Here is a 20229-nt window from a genome sequence, read left to right as displayed (position 1 = left end):
TAAAGGAAGGATTGTCTGTGTCTGTACGATGAAAAAATCATCTTTTTCAAAAAAATCGTGCTTCAGTTCGTCTCTTTTTTATGTTTGCGGTTTCTTTGCGGTGCTTGGCGGTCAAGAAGCGTGCTAAAATATGTAATATTAGACCGAAAAGGAAGGGGTAATTTCGGAACATGGGGAAGGTTCTATCTTCACATGTAGGTATGAAAATTAATGAATGGTATCGAATGATACGGCAGTTCAGTGTTCCAGATGCGGAAATCTTGAAAGCGGAAGTTGAAGCGGAAATTGAACAGATGGAAGAGGACCAGCATTTACTGATTTATTATCAGCTCATGTGTTTTCGGCACCAAATCATGCTTGACTATATACACCCTTCAAAATATCAACCTTTCTCAGTATCTAATCTAGTCGATAAAATCGAAAACTCCAATCATGAGTTATCTGATATGCTGCATTATTACCATGCATTTTTTCGTGGCATGCATGAATTTAGTCAAAAAGAATATTTAGAAGCCGTCAAATATTATCGAGTCGCAGAAAAGCAGCTGTCCATGGTATTTGATGATATTGAGCAGGCAGAGTTTCATTTTAAAGTGGCAGAAGCCTACTATATAATGAAACAAACACATGTCTCCATGCACCATATTTTAAAGGCGCTGGAAATATACGATCAGCATGATGCGTATACGATTCGCATCATTCAATGTCTCTTTGTCATCTCAGGAAATTATCAAGATTTAAAACGAAAAGACCGGGCACTGCCTCATTTAAAAAAGGCAAAACAGCTCGCATCTCAAATTGATCACCCGCGCATTTACAGTTCAGCGCTCTATAATTTAGGAAAATGTTATGGCGAGCTTGGCTATAGAGAGGAAGCGGAACGATATTTAACGGAATCCGCTGATCTTGCCCGCAAAGAGCTGCTCCCAACGCTTCCGCATACGCTTTATACGCTGGCGAAGCTGCTTTTTAGACAGAATGAACAGGCGGATGCCCTGCGCATATTAGAAGATGGGAAATTGGCTGCAAAGAAGCATGAAGACCAGCTGTTCTGTCATATGTTTGAGTATCTGGATGCTTTATATGTTCAGGAAATCAATGAAGACCAACTGCAAAAAACCATTGATTATTTGGAAAAACTTAGCCTATACTCTTATATAGAGGATATCTCACTAGAAATTGCGACAGCCTTAGAAGCCTCTCAACAATACAAAAAGTCCAACCAGTATTATCAGAAATTATTATGGGCTCAAAATCAAATCCAAGAAGGAGAGTGTCTGTATGAATTCTAAGCAACGTTCGACAGTTGAAGAGAGAAACCAAACGTGAAACAAAGAGCGGGCCAATATGGCCGGCTTTTTTTATTTGAAAAAGAAGCAGATATCACCATGAAGCTTGCATGAATTGATGCGAAAGCGGGCAATTTATCGGTAATGATGTTCGGTGGAGGAGGCGGTCGAATGAGAGGGCTGCATATCTTGATGTGTATATGGCTGCTATGTGCTTTTGTTCCTAATGAAGTAGAGGCACATACATTAAAACGAGTCGATCTTGAAAAAACGGGACGTGCCTTTTGGGACATGAGAGCGGAACGGAAAAAGATTGCGATCACCTTTGATGATGGACCTCATCCAGTGTATACAAATCAAATATTAGATGTGCTGAAGGAGCATCAAGTGAATGCAAGCTTTTTTGTGATAGGGAGCAGAATCCATGCTTATCCAATGATCGCAGAACGGATTGTGGACGAAGGGAATGAACTCGGCAATCATACGATGAATCATACGTATTTTGACCTTTTGTCGTCAAAGGAGATCAAGCGGGAATTAAAAGAATCAGCGGCTCATATCGCTTCACTCCAGCCTGGTGGTCCCTTATTATTTCGCCCTCCTGGTGGACGCTTAACAATGAAATCATTCCGCATTCTGTCAAAGCAAGGGTACGATGTGGTCATGTGGTCCTTTACGCAAGATCCGAAGGACTGGTCAAGACCAGGCGCACGTAAAATTGCAAGCCGAATTATTGATCATATTCAAGGCGGCGATATTATCCTTTTACATGATGGCGGGGGAAATCGCAAGCAAACGGTAGAAGCATTGAAACAAGTGATTCCTGAGTTGAAGAAGAGGGGCTATGAATTTGTAAAAGTAAGTGAACTGCTGCATCATGACAAAGCATATATGCCTGTTCAGATGCAATAGGCAGCATTCGTCAAAAACATTCATTCATTGAAACCAAAAGTCTTGTCGTTTACTATATGAAGAGGGCTTTTGGAGGTGAATGTTGTGAAGAAATATGTTTTCCTTTTCATCCTATTATGTGTTGCTGCTGGGTGCTCTAAGCCAGTACAAGAAAGCGTTATTGCATTTGGTGACAGCAATACAAGAGGATCAAACTGGGACTTTCGAGATTATCCAACATCTGAAAAATGGGTGAATCTCATGAAAAACGTCGAGCGCGGCCAAATTCAAGTGAAGAATGCAGGCATTGGCGGGCAGACGACTGAAGACGCGAAACTGCGCTTTGAGCAGGATATTTTAAAACAGAAACCAACTTACGTCCTCATCATGTTCGGTACGAATGATGCGGCGATTTTAGACGGGAAACATCCCCGAGTGACGAAAAAACGGTTTAAAGAAAATTTAACCTACTTCATTTCTGAAAGTAGAAAAGAAGGCATTACCCCGATTCTCATGACCTGTGTGCCTGTTGTAGAAGGCGGGAAAAAGGGCTTGTATTATTACTCCAGATATAAGTCATCTTATTTTGCCGGGAGAGGCGGGGCAAGAGCTTGGCAAAACTCTTATAATGACATCACAAGAGAAGTAGCGAAGGATGAGCAGGTACCGCTTGTCGACAACTGGAAAGCTTTCATCCGAGAAGCTGGAGAAGATAGTGATCATGCCCTGATTCAGTCAGGTTTGATCGACCCTTCTGGCAATCATATGACACCAAAAGGGGCGAGAATTATTTATAACGAAATCAAAGAGCGTGATGTCATCAAACATTTTTAAATGATGGCTATCTGCCTAAACAAGACCATTCATCCAGCATAGTCTAACAGTATATCTTCCTAGAAGGAGGTAACTGATATGTGGGGATGTCCTTATCCTTACCCTGCGTGTTCGCCTTATCCAGCACAAGGAGCAGGAATCGGTTACGCTTTTCTTGTTGTGTTCCTTGTGGTCATTTTAGTCGTAGGCGGAGGGTTATGGTTTTGGAATGAACAGCCTTGCAATTAAGACACCTCTTCTTTCATCAGAAGGGGTGTTTTTTACGGAAAATAGTAGTAAGCCTATAGCGCAAGTGATATAATATCAGTCACCTGAGTTTAAAAAAGGAGAGTGCTCGGGAGGCATGGTTCCTGTGATATGGAATTAAGAGGAAACAGAGAGCATATGCCCGAGCGAACGTCTTTTCATTTCTGTCTCAATTAATTCAATGAAGTCGCGATTTAAGTTCATTTCATTTGCTTTATAATACGATTCTATAAGTAAATCATCTGACAGCTTTTTCATACTAGAAACCCATATGATGGGAAAAACACCTCCCCTGAAAAAGTTGGCATAAAATTTGAGGAAAAGACATATCATCATAGGTTGATCGACTGTCTTTGAAGTACCTTTAATCTACCATGAATGGGAAACAAGAACAATCGTTCTGTTATCCACATGGTTAAGTGGATAACTTGTGGGTAGAGTGTTTATAATTGAATGAAAGCATGATGAAATATAGGTGGATAATGTGTGTAAAATTATCCACACCTGTTGAAGGTCCTCATCATATGTCGAAAACTTTTTCATTGTATTCGATAGACAGACAAATTGTGATTTGATTCGACACAATCGCTGAAAACCAATGGAAGAAAGGGTGCAAATTGTGCTAAAGAAGTATTTCTTACCGGATGAATTTGTGAAAAGTATTTTCCACATTTCACCGCAAAAATTAAAAGAACGAAATGTAAAAGGAATTATTACCGATCTAGATAACACACTAGTAGAATGGGACCGTCCAAGTGCGACACCGCGCTTAATTGAATGGTTTCAAGAAATGAAAGATCACGGGATACAAGTGACGATTGTATCAAACAATAATGAAAAAAGGGTCAAGCTTTTTTCTGAACCGGTTCATATCCCGTTTATTTATAAAGCGCGAAAGCCTATGGGAAGAGCCTTTAATAAGGCAGTCGCTGATATGCAGTTGAAAAAAGAAGATGTGGTTGTCATTGGGGATCAGCTCATGACAGATGTTCTTGGCGGGAATCGTCATGGCTTCCATACGATTTTGGTCGTTCCTGTTGCTGCCTCGGACGGATTTTTCACAAAGTTTAACAGGCAGATTGAACGCAGAATTTTAGGAGCCTTAAAGCGTAAGGGCCACATTCAGTGGGAGGAAGAGTAATAATGGAAAAGGTTGTTTGTATTGGCTGCGGTGTAGCCATTCAGACGGAAGATAAAGATCAATTAGGATATGCGCCGGCAGCATCTCTATTGAAAGAAGATGTGATCTGTCAGCGCTGTTTTAGGTTAAAGAACTACAATGAGATTCAAGATGTTTCTTTAACAGAAGACGACTTTTTAAATATATTGCACAGCATTGGAGAGACAGATTCTCTCATTGTGAAGGTCGTTGATATTTTTGACTTTAACGGAAGCTGGATCAACGGGCTGAGCCGTATCGTCGGCGGTAATCCGATTTTACTTGTCGGCAACAAAGTGGATATTTTACCGAAATCCGTGAAAAAAGATCGTCTAATTCATTGGATGAAACGGGAAGCAAAGGAAAACGGATTAAACCCTATCGATGTTTTCTTGATCAGTGCAAGCAGAGGCCAGGGTGTGCCTGAGGTGATGGAAGCGATCGATCATTACCGCGAGGGAAGAAATGTCTATGTCGTCGGCTGTACGAATGTTGGAAAATCAACATTTATCAATCGAATCATCAAAGAAGTATCTGGCGAAGAGAACGTCATTACTACATCCCAATATCCAGGTACTACACTTGATGCGATTGAAATCCCGCTTGATGACGGGTCCGCTTTATTCGATACGCCGGGCATCATCAACCGCCATCAAATGGCGCACTATGTCAGCAAAAATGACCTGAAGATTTTAACGCCGAAAAAAGAATTGAAACCGAGAACGTTCCAATTAAATGAAGCACAAACGCTTTATTTTGGCGGACTGGCTCGATTTGATTATGTAAAAGGCGGCAGAACATCATTTGTCTGCTATATGCCAAATGAGCTGAACATTCACCGGACAAAGCTCGAGAACGCAGATGATTTATATGAAAAACATGCAGGGGAACTGCTGTCACCGCCATCAAAAGAGGGAATGGAAGATTTCCCGCCGCTCGTTCCGCATACCTTTACCATTGATCAGCCAAAAATGGACATCGTCTTTTCAGGTTTAGGCTGGGTTACTGCAAATGATGCGGGCAAGCAAATCAAAGTTTATGCGCCAAAAGGCGTTCATGTGTTTATGAGACGTTCGTTAATTTAAATGTTCAAAGGGGGAGAGACCTTGAAACCTTTATACGGAGTAATCGGTAACCCTGTTGGCCACTCAATGTCTCCGGATATTCATAATGCAGCACTAAAGGACGCTGGAATTGATGGACATTATCATGGCTTTCAAGTAGAAAATGATGACCTGAAAGATGCGATTAGCGGCATGAAGGCGTTAGGAATAAGCGGCATAAACGTCACTGTTCCTCACAAGGTAGAAATCATGAAGTACCTTGACAAAATTGATGTGACAGCTGAACGGCTCGGTGCCGTCAATACGGTGCGGCGCGAAGGGGATCAGCTCGTTGGGTACAATACAGATGGAGAAGGTTTTCTTCATTCATTGCTTGAAGCCTTGGATCAGCCGTTATCAGAGCTGTCATTTCTCTTGATTGGTGCTGGCGGAGCGGCAAGAGCGATTTATACGACAATTGCTCAGTATGCACCGAAGAGCTTTGATATTACGAACCGCACCATTGAAAAAGCTGAAGCTTTAATTGAAAGTGCAGAGGGAAAAATCACATCTCAAGCAATCACATTAAATGCAGCAGAAGAGCGGCTTGGGGAATATGATGTCATCATCCATACGACCTCGATCGGCATGTATCCGAATGTTGAAGAAACCCCGATTTCTTTAGTGAACGCAAAAAAAACAGCGGTCGTTTGTGATATTGTGTATAATCCAATAGAAACAAAACTGCTTAGGGAAGCAACAGGTTTAGGCTTGAAAACAGTGGATGGGGTTGGCATGTTTGTCGGACAAGCAGTAAGAGCCTTTGAACTGTGGACAGGCATTACACCTGACGCCGGAAAAATGAAGTCAATTGTCATAGAGAAATTAGGAGGAACACCATGTTAAAAGGTAAGCAAAAACGTTTTTTACGTGCACAGGCACATCATTTATCACCTATTTTTCAAGTTGGAAAAGGCGGGGTAAATGACAATATGGTCAAGCAAATTTCCGAGGCGCTTGAAGCAAGAGAACTATTAAAGGTCAGCGTATTGCAAAATTGTGACGAGGACAAAACAGAAGTTGCGAAAGCACTTGTAAAAGGTGCAAAGGCTGAGCTCGTTCAAACGATCGGAAATGTGATTGTCCTTTACAAAGAATCTAAGGAAAATAAACAAATTAAGCTGCCGTAAAGGTGGATGCGATATGAAAAAAATAGGGTTGTTCGGCGGTACGTTTGATCCTCCGCATAATGGGCATTTGCTGATGGCAAGTGAGGTGCGGATTCAAGTGGGGCTTGATGAAATTTGGTTTATCCCAAACCATATGCCTCCTCATAAAACAGGACGGAAACGAGCAGATAGTCATCACCGCATAAAAATGGTGGAGGCGGCGATTCAAGCAAATCCATATTTTCGGCTCGAGCTTATTGAAATGGAGCGGGAGGGTCCGTCTTATACGGTAGATACAGTCGATCTGTTAAAGAAGCGTCATCCAGAAGATCAGTTCTTTTTTATGATAGGAGCGGACATGGTCGAGTATTTGCCAAAATGGCATCGGATCGATGATTTGCTTCAAATGATCACCTTTATTGGGATGAAAAGGCCGGGTTACGTTGGAAGTACGGCATATCCTCTTTTATTTGCAGATGTTCCAGCTTTTGATGTATCATCGACATTGATTAGGCAGCGAATAGAGCAGGGGAACCCTGTCGATTATTTGATTCCGAAAGCTGTTGAGCGTTATATAAAGGAGCATCATTTATATGAATCGTGAAGAAGCATTGAACTGTGTCAAAGAGCAGTTAACAGAGCATAGATATACACATACACTCGGAGTCATGGAGACAGCCATTTCATTAGCGGAACGGTTCGGTGCAGATGTGAAAAAAGCAGAGATCGCCGCTATTTTTCATGATTATGCGAAATTTAGGCCAAAAGAAGAAATGAAGGGGATTATCCAAAAAGAACAGATGAACCCTTTATTGCTTGAATATTCGCCCGAGCTTTGGCACGCCCCGGTTGGTGCCTATTTGGTCAAAAAAGAAGCTGGAATTGACGATCAAGATGTGTTAACAGCTATTGAATTTCATACTTCCGGCAGACCAGACATGACCTTACTTGAAAAAGTCATTTATGTCGCAGATTATATTGAACCAGGACGTCATTTCCCTGGTGTCGAAGAAGTAAGGGAATTAGCAGAAAATGATCTAGATCGTGCACTGATCCAATCATTAAAAAACACCATCAGTTTTCTAATGAAAAAGAATCAGCCAGTCTTTCCAGATACGCTTGCTACTTACAATTCGCTTGTGCATAAGAACAACTAAGGAGGAATTTTGGATGGATTCATCATCAATTTTAAACGTCGCAGCTGGAGCATGCGATGATAAACGGGCTGAGGATATTATTGCCCTTAATATGCAAGGAATCTCACTTGTTGCGGATTATTTTCTCATTTGTCACGGGAATTCTGATAAACAAGTGCAAGCCATTGCAAGAGAAGTAAAACATCTTGCAGAGGAAAGCGGAATCGAAGTGAAGAAGATGGAAGGCTTTGATGAAGCAAGATGGGTATTGATTGACCTAGGTGATGTCATTGCCCATGTGTTCCACAAAGAAGAAAGAGGATACTACAATCTAGAAAAGCTATGGGGAGATGCGCCGAGAGAAACGCTTTCACTTGGCATTAACTCATGATTTATCAAGGGTTTGCAGGTGTGTATGACGAGCTCATGACACATGCACCTTATGATGAATGGGTTCAGTGGATCCAGCAGTATATGAAGCCGAATGCTGCCATCATCGATGTAGGCTGTGGAACTGGAGAGATTTCTCTTCGGTTAGCTGAAAAGGGACACAAGGTCACAGGAATTGACATCAGTGAAGAAATGCTGGCCTTTGCGCAGCAAAAAGCGCAGGCGAAAAAGCAGTCGATTCAATTTTTACATCAAGATATGAGAGAGGTTACGGGCTTTGAGCAAGCCTTCCAGGCAGCCGTTATTTGCTGTGATTCCTTGAATTACTTAAAAAACGAAAATGACGTCAAAAAAACCTTTAAAAACATGTTTCAGCTTTTAGAGGCAGATGGGGTTTTACTTTTTGATGTTCATACGCCTTATAAAATGGAAGAGGTATTCCCAGGTTCGACTTATGCAGATCAAGATGAAGAGATCAGCTATATTTGGCAGAGTGATAAAGGGGATGACATGTATTCGGTCATACATGATTTAAGCTTTTTTGTAAAAGACGGAGACATGTATCAGCGTTATGATGAGACACATGAACAGCGCACATTTCCATTTGAAACATATGCAGCGTTCCTTGAGTCCGCTGGCTTTGAACAAATAGAAGTGACTGCTGATTTTACAAATGAAGCCCCCGGTGAATTCGCCGAAAGATATTTCATCTCAGCTAAGAAACCAAAAACCATCGTTTAATAGAACGATGGTTTTTTAAAACCCTTTTTTCGCTTGTTGCAAAGATGATTAATTTCTGCGATCATCAGTGAACACACTTGGCGGATATTGATGCGCAACTGCTTCTAGATCTTCATCGAATTTTTCATGGGTATTTTGAAAGAGACGGTGAAACATATCTTGCACACCTGCTTCAAGTGCTTTAATGCCTTCACCAGTGACGCCGCCTTTCACACATACTTTGTCTTGCAGTGTCGGAAGGGTATAGACTCTTTTTTCAATCAAACGGCCAAGACCAACAAGCATATCCTCTGATAAGGTGGTGGCTTCTTCTTTGGAAATATCCGTTTCTTCTACGGCTGCTTCAATCATTTTCTGAACGAGAAAACTGATAAAAGCAGGTCCGCAGCTGACAATATCGGAAGCCGCTCTAGTAATTGAATGATGGATCTCGATAGGTGTTGAAATGCACGAAGCTAACTGTCTTAACGCAGTTTTCGTCGCGGCATTGCATGATGAACCAAAAGTTAAAAGTGATGCGCCTGATAAAGCGCGGTTTGTAATGCTTGGAATCAGCCTGGCTGTTTGACAAGGAACGATATCCTGAAGCTGTTCAGGATGAACCGGACTTGTAATGATGACAATGGTTTGCTGCTCCGTTAAAAGAGGGCTCAGCTCTTTTAAAAGTGGATAAATATCAAGTGGTTTGACACAAACAAAAATGAAATCTTTATTCGTGACAGCCCCTGAAAGCTGTTTCGTTACTTCAAGCTCTGGATGGTTCTTTTTTATATTGAACGCTTTTTCAATGGTTCGGTTTGTAATGGTAATTGATGAGGGATTGACTGCCTTTGATTCAATAAATGCCTCAGTAAGTATGGTACCCATGTTTCCTGTACCGATTAACCCTATATTCAAAAGTTCTCCCTCCTTAGACGCATAGGATCTGTTATCTTCTAAACAGTATGTTGAGCAGTAGAAAAATATGATTGAAAGAAGCGTGAGTAAGTGAAACGACTCATTTCATTAAAAAAATACAGTCTTTATATCGCCGCTGGACTCATAGTCGTGATCATCTTCAGTTTCTTCTTTTTCACTGGAAAAGGAGAGGACAGCAGAGAGCCAAGTGTATTGAAGGAAAATAAAGACATACAAGTCACATTAGAAGACAAACAAGAAAAGACAGAAAAAGAGCCATCGACGATTTTTGTAGAGGTCAAAGGAGCTGTAAGGAAGCCAGGTGTTTATACGTTTCAATCTGATGCTCGGGTAGAGGAAGCGATTCAAAGGGCAGGAGGCTTTACCAGCAAAGCAGACTCGATTGAAATCAACCAAGCAGCTAAATTAGAGGATAGTATGATGATTTATGTTCGGAAGCAGGGGGAAGCGGAAAGAGAAACGCAAACAGCATCAGCTGACGCATCAACGGGCGTTGAAAAGAGTGAGGGTGTGAATGTCAATCAGGCCGATGCAGCCGAATTGCAAACCATTAACGGCATAGGACCAGCTAAAGCCGAAGCCATCATTTCGTATAGAGAGGAACACGGAGAATTTCAACAAATTGAAGACTTGCGAAACATTTCAGGTTTTGGGGAAAAGACGATTGAACGACTGAAAAGTCAATTGACCGTGAAGTAGAATTGACGGTAGAGAAGAAAGGCATGTACACTTAATATCAACCATCATTCTGGAGGGATCAGCTCGTGGAAAGAATTTCATGGAATCAATATTTTATGGCACAAAGCCATTTGCTTGCTTTACGAAGCACCTGTGAGCGGTTAGCTGTTGGGGCGACCATCGTAAGGGACAAGCGCATCATTGCAGGGGGGTATAATGGCTCCATTGCCGGTGATGTTCATTGTGCGGATGTAGGGTGCTATGTCATTGATCATCACTGTGTTCGCACCATCCATGCGGAAATGAATGCTATTTTACAATGTGCCAAATTTGGTGCACCTACAGCTGATGCTGAAATATATGTCACACATTTTCCTTGTTTACAGTGCTGTAAAGCCATCATTCAAGCGGGCATACGAACAGTGTACTATGCAAAGGATTATAAAAATCATCCATATGCGATTGATTTATTCGAGCAGGCGGGTGTTCAAACAGAGCAAGTTGAATTAGATGAAATGATCATCGACTTAAAAAATCAAGAAAAATTGGCCTTTGTTGCAGATTTAATTGGGAAGCTGAGTGAATCAGGACTTAGCGAAACAGAAATTCGCGATATGCATGAGAAGGCGAATCAATTATTTACTTCCTATGTTTAAATATTTGCCGTTTGGGGCAATTTCAGCAGCTGTTGGAATTGCTCTGGCTGCATATCATCTTCATATGTATTTCCTTCTCTTTCTTCTCATCATATTACTTCTCAGCCTACTGAAAAAAATGCCTCAGCTCTTTTTAATGGTCAGCCTATGCGGTGCTGTCTATATACTCATTTATATGATTCATGAGTCTCTTGAAACAGATCAACCCGTACTGGAAAAATTCCTATCTGGTTCCGTTGTGATTGAAAGTATTCCGAAAACAGATGGTAATCGTTTTTCAGCGACTGTTTCAACAGACCATGAACAACTAGCCACTTTGTATACAATTCAAACAGAGCGTGAAAAGGAGGCATTAAAAGAGGTAGAACCTGGTATGAGCTGTCACATGACAGGTGATGTTCGTCCAGCAAAGCACGCAACCATTCCTAACGGGTTTCAATATGATCAATTTTTAAAATCAAAAGGCATTGACGCCATTTTTCTGCCACAGTCGATCAAAAACTGTACAAAAACAGACAGTTCTTCCTATTATCTTCAAGTGATAAGGCAAAAGGGTTTGAAATTTTTAGAAGATCATGTGCCTAAACACTCTGTTGGCATTGTACAGGCACTTATTTTTGGCGATCGTGAGTTGATAGACCCTGACACATTAAGAGATTATCAAATGCTTGGCATTATTCATTTACTAGCGATCTCAGGATTGCATGTACAAACGCTTCTTGCATGTTTATTTTGGTGTCTCCTTCGTGCGGGCGTGACAAGAGAGACAGCACGTATTCTTCTATTATGCTTTCTTCCTATTTATGCTTGTTTGACAGGTGCTGCACCATCTGTTTTAAGAGCTTGCCTCATGGCAGGAATCTATTTAGTGATGACAAGTCTGCCAAAAGAAATGAAACAGCCTTCTGCTGTGGTATTAAGTGCAACGTTTTTACTCTTATTAGCAATTCATCCTCTTTATTTATTTGATATCGGATTTCAGCTTTCATTCGCGGTCACGTTTTTTATTTTGTTATCGACTAGGATTTTATCAAAAGCAAAAAGTTCAGTCATGCAATTATTCCTGATTTCCTTTATTGCACAGCTTGCTTCACTTCCTGTTCTTTTATATCATTTTCACCAATTCTCTTTACTGAGCGTACCTTTGAACATGATATTTGTTCCTTTATATACGACGGTCGTTATGCCGCTATCCTTACTCTTTTTTATTCTCACTACCATTTATCTTCCGCTTGGACAAACATTGTTTCAACTGCTTGATTCGGTGATTCAGCTTAGTCATCAATTGTCAGCCTATATGGCTGTTTTTGATGAATTCAACTTGATTTTTATGAAGTCTGCTTGGTGGCATATTCTTCTTGAGGTAAGCGCGTTAATTGTTCTGTTATTTGTGATGGAGTGCAAAACTTCTGTGAAATCCTATGCACTGCCGATCCTTTTTCTTATTGGTGTCTTGAGTGCACACTATTTCACCCCGAATTTTTTCGAAAAAGGGGAAGTGACGATGCTGGATGTAGGACAGGGGGATAGTTTGTTTATTCAGCTGCCCTATCGAAAGGGGCACCTGCTTGTGGATACAGGAGGCAGACTTTCTTTTGAAGAAGAACCGTGGAAAAAAAGGCGTAAAGTGTCTTCGATCGGTGATCAAACGCTGATCCCGTTTCTGCATTCTAAAGGTATAGCAAAACTTGATGTTCTTATTCTTACACATGCGGATCAAGATCATATGGGAGAAGCAGCTCGTTTAATCAAACGAAATAAAGTAAAGCGGCTGGCTATTCCGAAAGGCTTTGCACGGAGTCCAGAGGATGCGGAGCTGTTAAAAGAAGCAGCTGATCAAGGGATCATGATTGATGAATTAGAGAGAGGAGATCAGCTTCAGATTGGAGAGCAAATATTTGAAGTTCTTCATCCATCGCGTGATCAAGTGACAAGTAAGAATAATGATTCACTCGTTTTGACATTTACTCTAGGCGGGAAGCGGTTTATGCTCACTGGAGACCTTGAACAAGAAGGGGAGCGAGACATTATAGAAGCCTTTCCTCATCTGCGGGCAGATATCTTAAAGGTTGGACATCACGGGAGTAAAGGGTCAACAAGCGAAGAATGGCTTCAACATCTCAAGCCCTCACATGCACTCATTTCAGCAGGTGAACGCAATCGTTATCAGCATCCACATCAGGAAGTTTTGAAGAAATTAAAGGACCAGCAAATGAAGGTGTATCGTACAGATATCAACGGGAGCGTGACATATGAATTTCTCAATGAGGAAGGAACGTTTTACACACACCCTCCATATGATATCTTACAAACTCAATAAAAAAACTGCCAAAACGGCAGTCATGTAACCTTCATGAAGTTAAGATCCAACGAGGTGTATAATGGTTGCCAAAATAAACATTGAGGCGAAAAATCCGAATGTGACGATAAAACCAACGGCTGAGTCGGTCACATCATTCCGCTTGCTTTGAACATTTTTTTCAAATTCATTCATTTTCATCCCTCCTGGCTAATTTTAGTATACTTGAACTCATTTGGAATTGCTAGAAGGTAAAGTAACCGTTTTCCATTTTATGATCATTTTATGAATATCGTCTGACAGCAGGCTGACCCGGGAGCTTGCGCCGGACGTTTACTATAAATGAGGAGGCGGCACTTTCAGCTTCCTCTTTACTAATGTCTTCACACACTTTAGGATAGAAGAGGAAGTGAAAGAGAGGGATTCAATTGATGGTCTTTGATGTGTGGAACAATTTAAAACGAGGGGATATCCATCCCGTTTATTGCTTATATGGGAAAGAAACATATTTACTGCAAGAAACCGCTGCTAAATTGAGACAAGCTGTAGTAGACGAAGAAACGAAGGATTTTAATTACTCCGTCTTCGATATGGAAGAAGTGCCGCTTGAACAGGCTGTGACGGATGCAGAAACATTTCCGTTTATGGGAGAAAGACGTCTCGTCGTGATCAAGAATCCTTATTTTCTTACAGCTGAAAAGAAAAAGGAAAAGATTGAGCATGAGCTTTCTGTATTAGAAGCTTATTTAGAAAAGCCAGCGCCCTATACCATTCTCGTGTTATTGGCACCATATGAAAAGCTGGATGAGCGTAAAAAAATCACCAAATTGCTAAAAAAGAAAGCTGCTGTCGTTGAGGCGAAAGAGTTAAACCCAAAAGAAACAACTGATTTCACCATCACACTGGTGAAGACAGAAGGAAAGGCGATTACATCTGAAGGGGCTGAGCAGCTTGTGATGCTATGCGGCGGGAGTCTCTCCTCTCTATTCCAAGAGGTTCGGAAGCTAAGTACATATATTGGAGAGCGGGAGGAAATTGAGTTAGCGGATGTCAATCAGCTCGTTGCAAGAAGCTTAGAGCAAAATATTTTCGAGCTGATTAATCAAATTGTAAACAGACGCCGCTCTGAGGCCATGCAGATGTTTTATGACCTGCTGAAGCAAAATGAGGAACCCATTAAAATATTAGCACTCATTACAACTCAATTTCGATTGATTTTGCAGACGAAGTACTTCGCTCAGCAAGGCTATGGACAAAAACAAATTGCTTCAAATCTAAAAGTCCATCCATTCCGGGTCAAACTTGCGATGGATCAGGCAAGACTGTTTTCAGAAGAAGAACTCAAGCAGATCGTCAAAGAGCTTTCAACGATTGATTACGAAATGAAAACGGGTAAAAAGGACAAGCAGCTGCTGTTAGAATTGTTCCTGCTTCGTTTGTTAGGCGCATGAATATAAAAAAACGACCTTCTAAAAAGAGGGTCGTTTTTGTTTAGATGTATAATTGCCAGTCTGTCCTTAAGGCTCGGCCGGTCAGGACGGACGTACAGTTAAACAGGTGCCTCATCACTGAGGCGTTGCGAGCATTATGCAGAAAGTCCGTTTACTTGTTTAGCAAGTCTTGATTTGTAACGCGCAGCTGCGTTTTTGTGTACAAGACCAGTTTTAACGGCTTTGTCAATGCGTTTTGCAGCAGAAGCAAGAGCAGCTTTTGCTTGCTCAGCATCGTTGTTAGCTACAGAAACTTCAACTTGTTTAATCGCAGTACGCATCGCAGACTTGATTGTTACGTTATGTGCACGGCGTTCGTTATTCGTTTTTGTACGTTTGATCGCTGATTTAATATTTGGCATGTGTTTCACCTCCTAAGATACAACCTAAACACAATTGTCTTAAGGTTAAATCTTCACAATAGAACAAATTGTATTCTATCAAACACACCTTTAGAATGCAATATAAATGTAAAGTATTTTTCATTGATGACGTGCTCGAATGTTTCTTTCAAGAGATGGAAAGACTACTGTTAATTACTTGGTGGAAGGAGTCTTTTTATGGAGAAACAGAAACTCGATTTAAGCGTTTATCAAATCCGGACAGACCTCGCTGTTGAAACAAAAGAGATACTAGAACAAGAGAACGATCCGAATGTCGTCAAAAAGGACGGGATCCAAGGGATTGTCGAAAAGGAAAAAGAAGAGCAAGGCATCCGCATACGTACTGTGGAAATCACGAAAGAAGGGGAGGAGCTGACAGGCAAAAAGGCAGGGACATACTTGACGTTTGAGGCACAAGGCATTCGGGAGAAAGACTCTGAGATGCAAGAAAAAGTCGTTGAAGTCTTTGCCCATCATTTTGCTCAGTTTCTAAAAGACAGAGGCATTCAGGCTGATGCAAGCTGCCTTGTAGTAGGGCTGGGAAATTGGAATGTTACGCCAGATGCACTAGGTCCTCTCACGGTTGAAAATCTGCTTGTGACCCGCCATCTCTTTGAATTGCAGCCGGAAAATGTTCAGGAAGGCTATCGCCCGGTTTCCTCTTTGTCACCAGGGGTGATGGGACTGACCGGTATTGAAACAAGTGACATTATCCAAGGCGTGATTGAGCGGTCTAAGCCTGATTTTGTCATTGCGGTCGATGCCCTTGCTGCTCGAGCGGTAGAACGAGTGAATACAACCATTCAAATTTCTGATACAGGTATCCATCCCGGCTCTGGTGTAGGGAATAAGCGCAAAGAATTAAGCAAAGAAACATTGGGCATTCCAGTGATTGCGATTGGCGTTCCGACAGTGGTGGATGCAGTAACGATTGCTAGTGACACAATTGATTATGTCTTAAAGCATTTTGGTAGAGAACTAAAAGATGATAGACCATCCCGCTCTCTTGTGCCGGCTGGTTTGACTTTCGGGAAGAAAAAAGTACTTAACGAAGAAGACTTGCCAGATGAAGAAACGCGTCAGTCATTCTTAGGCATTGTAGGAACCCTTCCTGAAGAAGAAAAAAGGCAGCTGATCCACGAAGTGCTTGCGCCCCTGGGGCAAAATTTAATGGTCACGCCTAAGGAAGTCGATACATTCATTGATGACATGGCAAACGTACTTGCCAACGGATTAAACACAGCGCTTCATCAAAAAATCACTCAAGATAATATGGGTTCATATAATCATTAATCTGTTCTACTTTCTCTAGCTCGCTCATAGTGTAATTACTAGAAAGCGTGCTGGAGGGAGTAAATCATGAAAAAAAGACCCCGCCGTCCTCGACAGTTGGTCGTTGCGATTAATGGAACGAAAGTAGTCAAAAGCATCTTCTTATTTATTGCCTCTCTTGTTGTGGTGTTTGTGATGTCAGGGGCTTTGACCTCTTTAAAACCCGAGCTGAGGCCGCAAGCCTCGTTATATGGTGTAGCAGATGAGCTCTCTGGCGCATTTTTTGCCACATTAATGGGCATGGAAAACCAATATTTCGCCTCAGCAGTTCCAGAAGCTCAAAAAGGATTTCATTTCTCTGGGCTGTCACTGAAGCTTGCAACCAGTATTAATTTAGAAGACCCGCGCAGTTTCCTAGGAAGAGAGCTCCCAGGCTTTGAACATTTTGATACAAAAATCATCTTAGCGGGTGAAGGAACAGACTATACCAATATGCCAATGGAATCGCCGCCGCCTAGTGAAGTGATCCAAGATGAAAAAGAAGCAAATTTGGCTGAGCTGGACAAGCTCGATGATGATGCGCCGAAAAAGCCTACCAAAGAACCGGACCGGTCAACAGGAAAACGAAAAGCTGTGTACATTTATCACACACATAATACGGAATCATATTTACCATTTTTAAAAGGAGAAACGAATCCAAATAATGCACGGCACTCAAAAGTGAATGTCACCCTTGTCGGCGACATGTTTGGAAAGGCGCTTGATCAGCAAGGAATCGGCAATACAGTCGACAAAACGGAAATTGAAAAAAGACTGGTGAAAAAAGGATTAAAATATCCGCAGTCTTATAATGAATCAAGATTGGTCGTGAAAGAAGCCTTAGCGAAAAATGATGACCTCGATTATTTAATTGATATTCACCGGGACTCAAGAAGAAAGAAAGATACGACTGTCGAAATCAAAGGGAAGAAATATGCGAGAATTGCGTTTGTTGTTGGGAAGAAGAATCAAAGCTATGAGAAAAACTTAAAGCTTGCGACAGAGTTCCACCATTTGATGGAGAAAAAATATAAAGGTCTTAGTGTCGGTGTGTTTGCCAAAGGAGAAATTGGCGATAATGGAATCTATAATCAAGATTTATCCGACAAAGCCCTTCTTTTAGAATTTGGTGGAGTAGATAATAATATGGAAGAATTAAGAAATGCATCCAATGCGGCAGCTGATGTATTCAGCGACATTTTCTGGGACGCGGAAAAGGTGGACGGCAAAGCAAAGGATGAGAAAAAACGCTCTTAAGGTGGTGACGGGGATGGGCTCATTTATTGGAAAAACCATTATTTTAGGATTGGTCTTGCTGTTTGGTGTCTTTTTAGGAATGCAGCAAGCGAATAATGGCATGCTGCAAATGAAGGGCTACCATGATCCGCAATTAAAAGGAGCTTTCTCCATTCAAATGAACGACAATGAAGAGAAGGAAGCTTCTATCTTAGGAACGGCTGTTACAGAAAAGGATCTTGCCGAAAAACAAAAACAGCTGGAGGAAATAGAGGGCTTTAATGCCTTTTCCAAGGCAGGAAAAGTCCTGTCTGATGGCATGACACATGCAGCCCGTTCTCTTTATGATTGGGTGAATGGGAAATAAACGAATTTCATGAGATATCACCCTTTTGATCAAAGCCGCTGACCAATAAGCGGCTTTTCTTGATTTCGATTGAATCTTTACAGCCCTATTGATATAATCTAACCTAGCGCAACCCGCGTTTTATAGTAGGAGTGATAGATTGTGACAGATAAAGAAAAACGATTAGAGCGGCAATCAAGAATTCGAAATTTCTCCATTATCGCCCATATTGATCATGGGAAATCCACATTGGCAGACCGTATTTTGGAAAAAACAGCGGCGATTACTCAACGGGAAATGAAAGAACAATTGCTTGATTCCATGGATTTAGAGCGTGAACGCGGCATAACGATTAAATTAAACTCTGTCCAGCTGAAGTATAAGGCGAAGGATGGGGAAGAATATATCATGCACCTGATTGATACACCAGGGCATGTCGACTTCACCTATGAGGTATCTCGAAGCCTAGCTGCCTGTGAGGGTGCGATTCTTGTAGTAGATGCAGCACAAGGAATTGAAGCACAGACACTTGCGAACGTTTATTTAGCTCTTGATAACAACTTAGAAATTCTTCCGATTATCAACAAAATCGATCTGCCAAGTGCAGAGCCTGAGCGTGTAAGAGAAGAAATTGAAGATGTCATCGGGTTGGATGCGTCTGAAGCTGTTCTCACCTCTGCTAAGGCGGGTATTGGAATCGAGGATATTTTAGAACAAATCGTTGAAAAGGTGCCGGCTCCCGCTGGAGATCCAGAAGCACCACTTCAAGCCCTTATTTTTGATTCTCTTTACGATGCGTATCGCGGCGTTATTGCGTACATACGAATTGTCGAAGGAACCGTCAGACCTGGTCAGAAAATTAAAATGATGGCGACGGGGAAAGAATTTGAAGTACTTGAAGTTGGCGTTTTCACACCAAAAGCCATGCCAACAGACGAACTCACCGTTGGAGATGTTGGCTACTTAACCGCTGCGATTAAAAATGTCGGTGATACACGTGTAGGGGATACGATCACAAGCGCGGAAAACCCTGCGAAAGAAGCACTTCCAGGATACAGAAAGCTAAACCCAATGGTGTACTGCGGACTTTATCCAATTGATACAGCGAAATACAACGACTTACGTGAAGCGTTAGAAAAGCTTGAATTAAATGATTCTTCACTTCAATATGAGGCAGAGACATCCCAAGCACTTGGCTTCGGTTTCCGCTGCGGCTTCCTTGGAATGCTTCATATGGAAATCATCCAAGAACGGATTGAACGTGAATTTAAAATTGATCTGATTACGACAGCGCCAAGTGTTATTTATGATGTATATATGACAGATGGAGAAAAAATTGTCGTAGATAACCCATCCAATCTGCCTGATCCGCAAAAGATTGAGCGAATTGAAGAACCGTATGTAAAAGCAACAATGATGGTGCCGAATGACTATGTAGGCTCTGTGATGGAGCTTTGCCAAGGAAAACGCGGGAATTTCATTGATATGCAGTATCTTGATGCGAACCGCGTGAGCATTGTGTACGAAATTCCTTTGGCAGAGATCGTATACGAATTCTTTGATCAGCTAAAGTCCAACACAAAAGGCTATGCGTCCTTTGATTATGAGCTGATTGGCTATCGTCCTTCGACGCTGGTGAAGATGGATATTATGCTGAATGGCGAAAAAATCGATGCCCTTTCCTTTATTGTTCACCGCGATTATGCATATGAACGAGGCAAGATCATCGTAGAAAAGCTAAAAGAATTGATTCCACGCCAGCACTTTGAAGTGCCGGTTCAAGCAGCAATCGGTCAAAAAATCGTTGCACGTTCCACCATTAAAGCGATGCGTAAAAACGTACTTGCTAAATGTTATGGTGGAGACATTTCCCGGAAAAGAAAGCTTCTTGAGAAGCAAAAAGAAGGGAAAAAGCGCATGAAGCAAGTGGGCTCTGTTGAAGTCCCACAAGAAGCATTTATGGCTGTGCTGAAGATGGACGACAGCACACCAAAAAAATAACATCCTCAAGGCT

Annotated in this window: 24 protein-coding genes; 20 read left to right on the top strand and 4 right to left on the bottom strand. The window is 41.6% G+C overall.

Annotation, left to right across the window (positions count from 1 at the left end):
* Nucleotides 1-170: 170 nt before the first annotated feature.
* The 4 genes from MHB67_RS11870 (at nt 171) to MHB67_RS11855 (ending at nt 3242) form a co-directional block, all read left to right on the top strand.
* The gene (locus MHB67_RS11870; RefSeq protein WP_024427938.1) at nt 171-1292 is read left to right on the top strand and encodes a tetratricopeptide repeat protein; all 1122 of its coding nucleotides are present in this window, start codon (nt 171-173) and stop codon (nt 1290-1292) included.
* 168 nt (nt 1293-1460) lie between these two features.
* Entirely contained in the window at nt 1461-2201 is a 741-nt protein-coding gene (locus tag MHB67_RS11865; RefSeq protein ID WP_025092934.1) for a polysaccharide deacetylase family protein, read from the top strand.
* Between the two features lie 84 nt (nt 2202-2285).
* Nucleotides 2286-3014 carry a GDSL-type esterase/lipase family protein gene (locus MHB67_RS11860; protein ID WP_024423053.1) on the top strand — a complete coding sequence of 243 codons (729 nt, stop codon included), beginning with the start codon at nt 2286-2288 and terminating at the stop codon, nt 3012-3014.
* Between the two features lie 78 nt (nt 3015-3092).
* Nucleotides 3093-3242: a hypothetical protein gene (locus MHB67_RS11855; RefSeq protein WP_162842499.1), complete on the top strand. Its 150-nt coding sequence runs from the start codon at nt 3093-3095 to the stop codon at nt 3240-3242.
* A gap of 135 nt (nt 3243-3377) precedes the next feature.
* Here the strand turns inward: MHB67_RS11855 and MHB67_RS11850 are convergent, their stop codons facing one another.
* On the bottom strand, nt 3378-3518 hold the full coding sequence (locus tag MHB67_RS11850; protein ID WP_003217327.1) for a sporulation histidine kinase inhibitor Sda: 141 nt from the start codon (nt 3516-3518) through the stop codon (nt 3378-3380).
* 361 nt (nt 3519-3879) lie between these two features.
* Between MHB67_RS11850 and MHB67_RS11845 the strand changes: the two genes are divergently transcribed.
* Genes MHB67_RS11845 through MHB67_RS11810 form a run of 8 tightly spaced genes read left to right on the top strand, consistent with a single transcriptional unit; the run spans nt 3880 to nt 8898 of the window.
* The gene (locus MHB67_RS11845; protein ID WP_008356191.1) at nt 3880-4401 is read left to right on the top strand and encodes a YqeG family HAD IIIA-type phosphatase; all 522 of its coding nucleotides are present in this window, start codon (nt 3880-3882) and stop codon (nt 4399-4401) included.
* Between the two features lie 2 nt (nt 4402-4403).
* Nucleotides 4404-5504 (top strand): ribosome biogenesis GTPase YqeH, encoded by a 1101-nt coding sequence (yqeH, locus tag MHB67_RS11840; protein WP_034661381.1) that lies wholly within the window; start codon nt 4404-4406, stop codon nt 5502-5504.
* Between the two features lie 21 nt (nt 5505-5525).
* Nucleotides 5526-6368 carry a shikimate dehydrogenase gene (gene aroE, locus MHB67_RS11835; protein ID WP_234107235.1) on the top strand — a complete coding sequence of 281 codons (843 nt, stop codon included), beginning with the start codon at nt 5526-5528 and terminating at the stop codon, nt 6366-6368.
* Nucleotides 6362-6652 (top strand): ribosome assembly RNA-binding protein YhbY, encoded by a 291-nt coding sequence (gene yhbY / locus MHB67_RS11830; RefSeq protein WP_008342507.1) that lies wholly within the window; start codon nt 6362-6364, stop codon nt 6650-6652. The genes aroE and yhbY overlap by 7 nt, the downstream gene beginning before the upstream one ends.
* A 13-nt stretch (nt 6653-6665) precedes the next feature.
* Nucleotides 6666-7235, top strand: a complete 570-nt coding sequence (locus MHB67_RS11825; RefSeq protein ID WP_213404634.1) for a nicotinate-nucleotide adenylyltransferase — start codon at nt 6666-6668, stop codon at nt 7233-7235.
* Nucleotides 7225-7788 (top strand): bis(5'-nucleosyl)-tetraphosphatase (symmetrical) YqeK, encoded by a 564-nt coding sequence (yqeK, locus tag MHB67_RS11820; RefSeq protein ID WP_087975784.1) that lies wholly within the window; start codon nt 7225-7227, stop codon nt 7786-7788. The genes MHB67_RS11825 and yqeK overlap by 11 nt, the downstream gene beginning before the upstream one ends.
* A 13-nt stretch (nt 7789-7801) precedes the next feature.
* Nucleotides 7802-8158, top strand: a complete 357-nt coding sequence (gene rsfS, locus MHB67_RS11815) for a ribosome silencing factor (RefSeq protein WP_003217467.1) — start codon at nt 7802-7804, stop codon at nt 8156-8158.
* Nucleotides 8155-8898: a class I SAM-dependent methyltransferase gene (locus tag MHB67_RS11810; RefSeq protein ID WP_234107234.1), complete on the top strand. Its 744-nt coding sequence runs from the start codon at nt 8155-8157 to the stop codon at nt 8896-8898. Before rsfS ends, MHB67_RS11810 begins: the two co-directional genes overlap by 4 nt.
* A 48-nt stretch (nt 8899-8946) precedes the next feature.
* Here MHB67_RS11810 and comER read toward each other — a convergent pair whose 3' ends face one another.
* Nucleotides 8947-9795 (bottom strand): late competence protein ComER, encoded by an 849-nt coding sequence (gene comER, locus MHB67_RS11805; RefSeq protein ID WP_024423047.1) that lies wholly within the window; start codon nt 9793-9795, stop codon nt 8947-8949.
* Nucleotides 9796-9885: 90 nt separating this feature from the next.
* Between comER and MHB67_RS11800 the strand changes: the two genes are divergently transcribed.
* The 3 genes from MHB67_RS11800 (at nt 9886) to MHB67_RS11790 (ending at nt 13470) form a co-directional block, all read left to right on the top strand.
* The gene (locus MHB67_RS11800; protein ID WP_185853694.1) at nt 9886-10515 is read left to right on the top strand and encodes a helix-hairpin-helix domain-containing protein; all 630 of its coding nucleotides are present in this window, start codon (nt 9886-9888) and stop codon (nt 10513-10515) included.
* A 65-nt stretch (nt 10516-10580) separates the two neighbouring features.
* Nucleotides 10581-11150 carry a ComE operon protein 2 gene (locus MHB67_RS11795; protein ID WP_024423045.1) on the top strand — a complete coding sequence of 190 codons (570 nt, stop codon included), beginning with the start codon at nt 10581-10583 and terminating at the stop codon, nt 11148-11150.
* Nucleotides 11143-13470, top strand: coding sequence for a DNA internalization-related competence protein ComEC/Rec2 (locus MHB67_RS11790; protein ID WP_206534462.1), 2328 nt, complete (start codon nt 11143-11145; stop codon nt 13468-13470). Before MHB67_RS11795 ends, MHB67_RS11790 begins: the two co-directional genes overlap by 8 nt.
* Before the next feature lie 39 nt (nt 13471-13509).
* Here MHB67_RS11790 and MHB67_RS11785 read toward each other — a convergent pair whose 3' ends face one another.
* Nucleotides 13510-13644 (bottom strand): YqzM family protein, encoded by a 135-nt coding sequence (locus MHB67_RS11785; RefSeq protein WP_012010638.1) that lies wholly within the window; start codon nt 13642-13644, stop codon nt 13510-13512.
* Between the two features lie 236 nt (nt 13645-13880).
* Here MHB67_RS11785 and holA point away from each other — a divergent pair, with 236 nt between their 5' ends.
* On the top strand, nt 13881-14900 hold the full coding sequence (gene holA / locus MHB67_RS11780; RefSeq protein ID WP_234107930.1) for a DNA polymerase III subunit delta: 1020 nt from the start codon (nt 13881-13883) through the stop codon (nt 14898-14900).
* 134 nt (nt 14901-15034) lie between these two features.
* Here the strand turns inward: holA and rpsT are convergent, their stop codons facing one another.
* A complete protein-coding gene (gene rpsT, locus MHB67_RS11775) occupies nt 15035-15301 on the bottom strand; it encodes a 30S ribosomal protein S20 (RefSeq protein WP_024423042.1) in 267 nt (88 codons plus the stop codon).
* Between the two features lie 198 nt (nt 15302-15499).
* Here rpsT and gpr point away from each other — a divergent pair, with 198 nt between their 5' ends.
* From gpr to lepA, 4 genes are all read left to right on the top strand, one after another.
* Nucleotides 15500-16615, top strand: a complete 1116-nt coding sequence (gpr, locus tag MHB67_RS11770; RefSeq protein ID WP_024423041.1) for a GPR endopeptidase — start codon at nt 15500-15502, stop codon at nt 16613-16615.
* A 66-nt stretch (nt 16616-16681) separates the two neighbouring features.
* Complete coding sequence (locus MHB67_RS11765; protein ID WP_133744218.1) at nt 16682-17890, top strand: stage II sporulation protein P; 1209 nt, start codon at nt 16682-16684, stop codon at nt 17888-17890.
* A gap of 13 nt (nt 17891-17903) precedes the next feature.
* Nucleotides 17904-18236 (top strand): YqxA family protein, encoded by a 333-nt coding sequence (locus MHB67_RS11760; RefSeq protein WP_133744217.1) that lies wholly within the window; start codon nt 17904-17906, stop codon nt 18234-18236.
* A 141-nt stretch (nt 18237-18377) separates the two neighbouring features.
* Nucleotides 18378-20216: a translation elongation factor 4 gene (gene lepA, locus MHB67_RS11755; RefSeq protein ID WP_024423038.1), complete on the top strand. Its 1839-nt coding sequence runs from the start codon at nt 18378-18380 to the stop codon at nt 20214-20216.
* Nucleotides 20217-20229 lie beyond the last annotated feature (13 nt).

This window comes from Bacillus sp. FSL H8-0516, from assembly GCF_038635285.1.
Classification (GTDB): Bacteria; Bacillota; Bacilli; order Bacillales; family Bacillaceae; genus Bacillus; species Bacillus safensis.
Note: the sequence above shows the minus strand (reverse complement) of the source record. Positions and strands in the feature narration are given on the sequence as shown.

Bases quoted from the DNA above. Each gene is read 5' to 3' on its own strand.
- MHB67_RS11870 (WP_024427938.1), top strand. From the start codon at position 171: ATGGGGAAGGTTCTATCTTCACATGTAGGTATGAAAATTAATGAATGG.
- MHB67_RS11865 (WP_025092934.1), top strand. From the start codon at position 1,461: ATGAGAGGGCTGCATATCTTGATGTGTATATGGCTGCTATGTGCTTTT.
- MHB67_RS11855 (WP_162842499.1), top strand. From the start codon at position 3,093: ATGTGGGGATGTCCTTATCCTTACCCTGCGTGTTCGCCTTATCCAGCA.
- MHB67_RS11850 (WP_003217327.1), bottom strand. From the start codon at position 3,518: ATGAAAAAGCTGTCAGATGATTTACTTATAGAATCGTATTATAAAGCA.
- yqeH (WP_034661381.1), top strand. From the start codon at position 4,404: ATGGAAAAGGTTGTTTGTATTGGCTGCGGTGTAGCCATTCAGACGGAA.
- yhbY (WP_008342507.1), top strand. From the start codon at position 6,362: ATGTTAAAAGGTAAGCAAAAACGTTTTTTACGTGCACAGGCACATCAT.
- MHB67_RS11825 (WP_213404634.1), top strand. From the start codon at position 6,666: ATGAAAAAAATAGGGTTGTTCGGCGGTACGTTTGATCCTCCGCATAAT.
- yqeK (WP_087975784.1), top strand. From the start codon at position 7,225: ATGAATCGTGAAGAAGCATTGAACTGTGTCAAAGAGCAGTTAACAGAG.
- rsfS (WP_003217467.1), top strand. From the start codon at position 7,802: ATGGATTCATCATCAATTTTAAACGTCGCAGCTGGAGCATGCGATGAT.
- MHB67_RS11810 (WP_234107234.1), top strand. From the start codon at position 8,155: ATGATTTATCAAGGGTTTGCAGGTGTGTATGACGAGCTCATGACACAT.
- MHB67_RS11790 (WP_206534462.1), top strand. From the start codon at position 11,143: ATGTTTAAATATTTGCCGTTTGGGGCAATTTCAGCAGCTGTTGGAATT.
- MHB67_RS11785 (WP_012010638.1), bottom strand. From the start codon at position 13,644: ATGAATGAATTTGAAAAAAATGTTCAAAGCAAGCGGAATGATGTGACC.
- holA (WP_234107930.1), top strand. From the start codon at position 13,881: ATGGTCTTTGATGTGTGGAACAATTTAAAACGAGGGGATATCCATCCC.
- rpsT (WP_024423042.1), bottom strand. From the start codon at position 15,301: ATGCCAAATATTAAATCAGCGATCAAACGTACAAAAACGAATAACGAA.
- gpr (WP_024423041.1), top strand. From the start codon at position 15,500: ATGGAGAAACAGAAACTCGATTTAAGCGTTTATCAAATCCGGACAGAC.
- MHB67_RS11765 (WP_133744218.1), top strand. From the start codon at position 16,682: ATGAAAAAAAGACCCCGCCGTCCTCGACAGTTGGTCGTTGCGATTAAT.
- MHB67_RS11760 (WP_133744217.1), top strand. From the start codon at position 17,904: ATGGGCTCATTTATTGGAAAAACCATTATTTTAGGATTGGTCTTGCTG.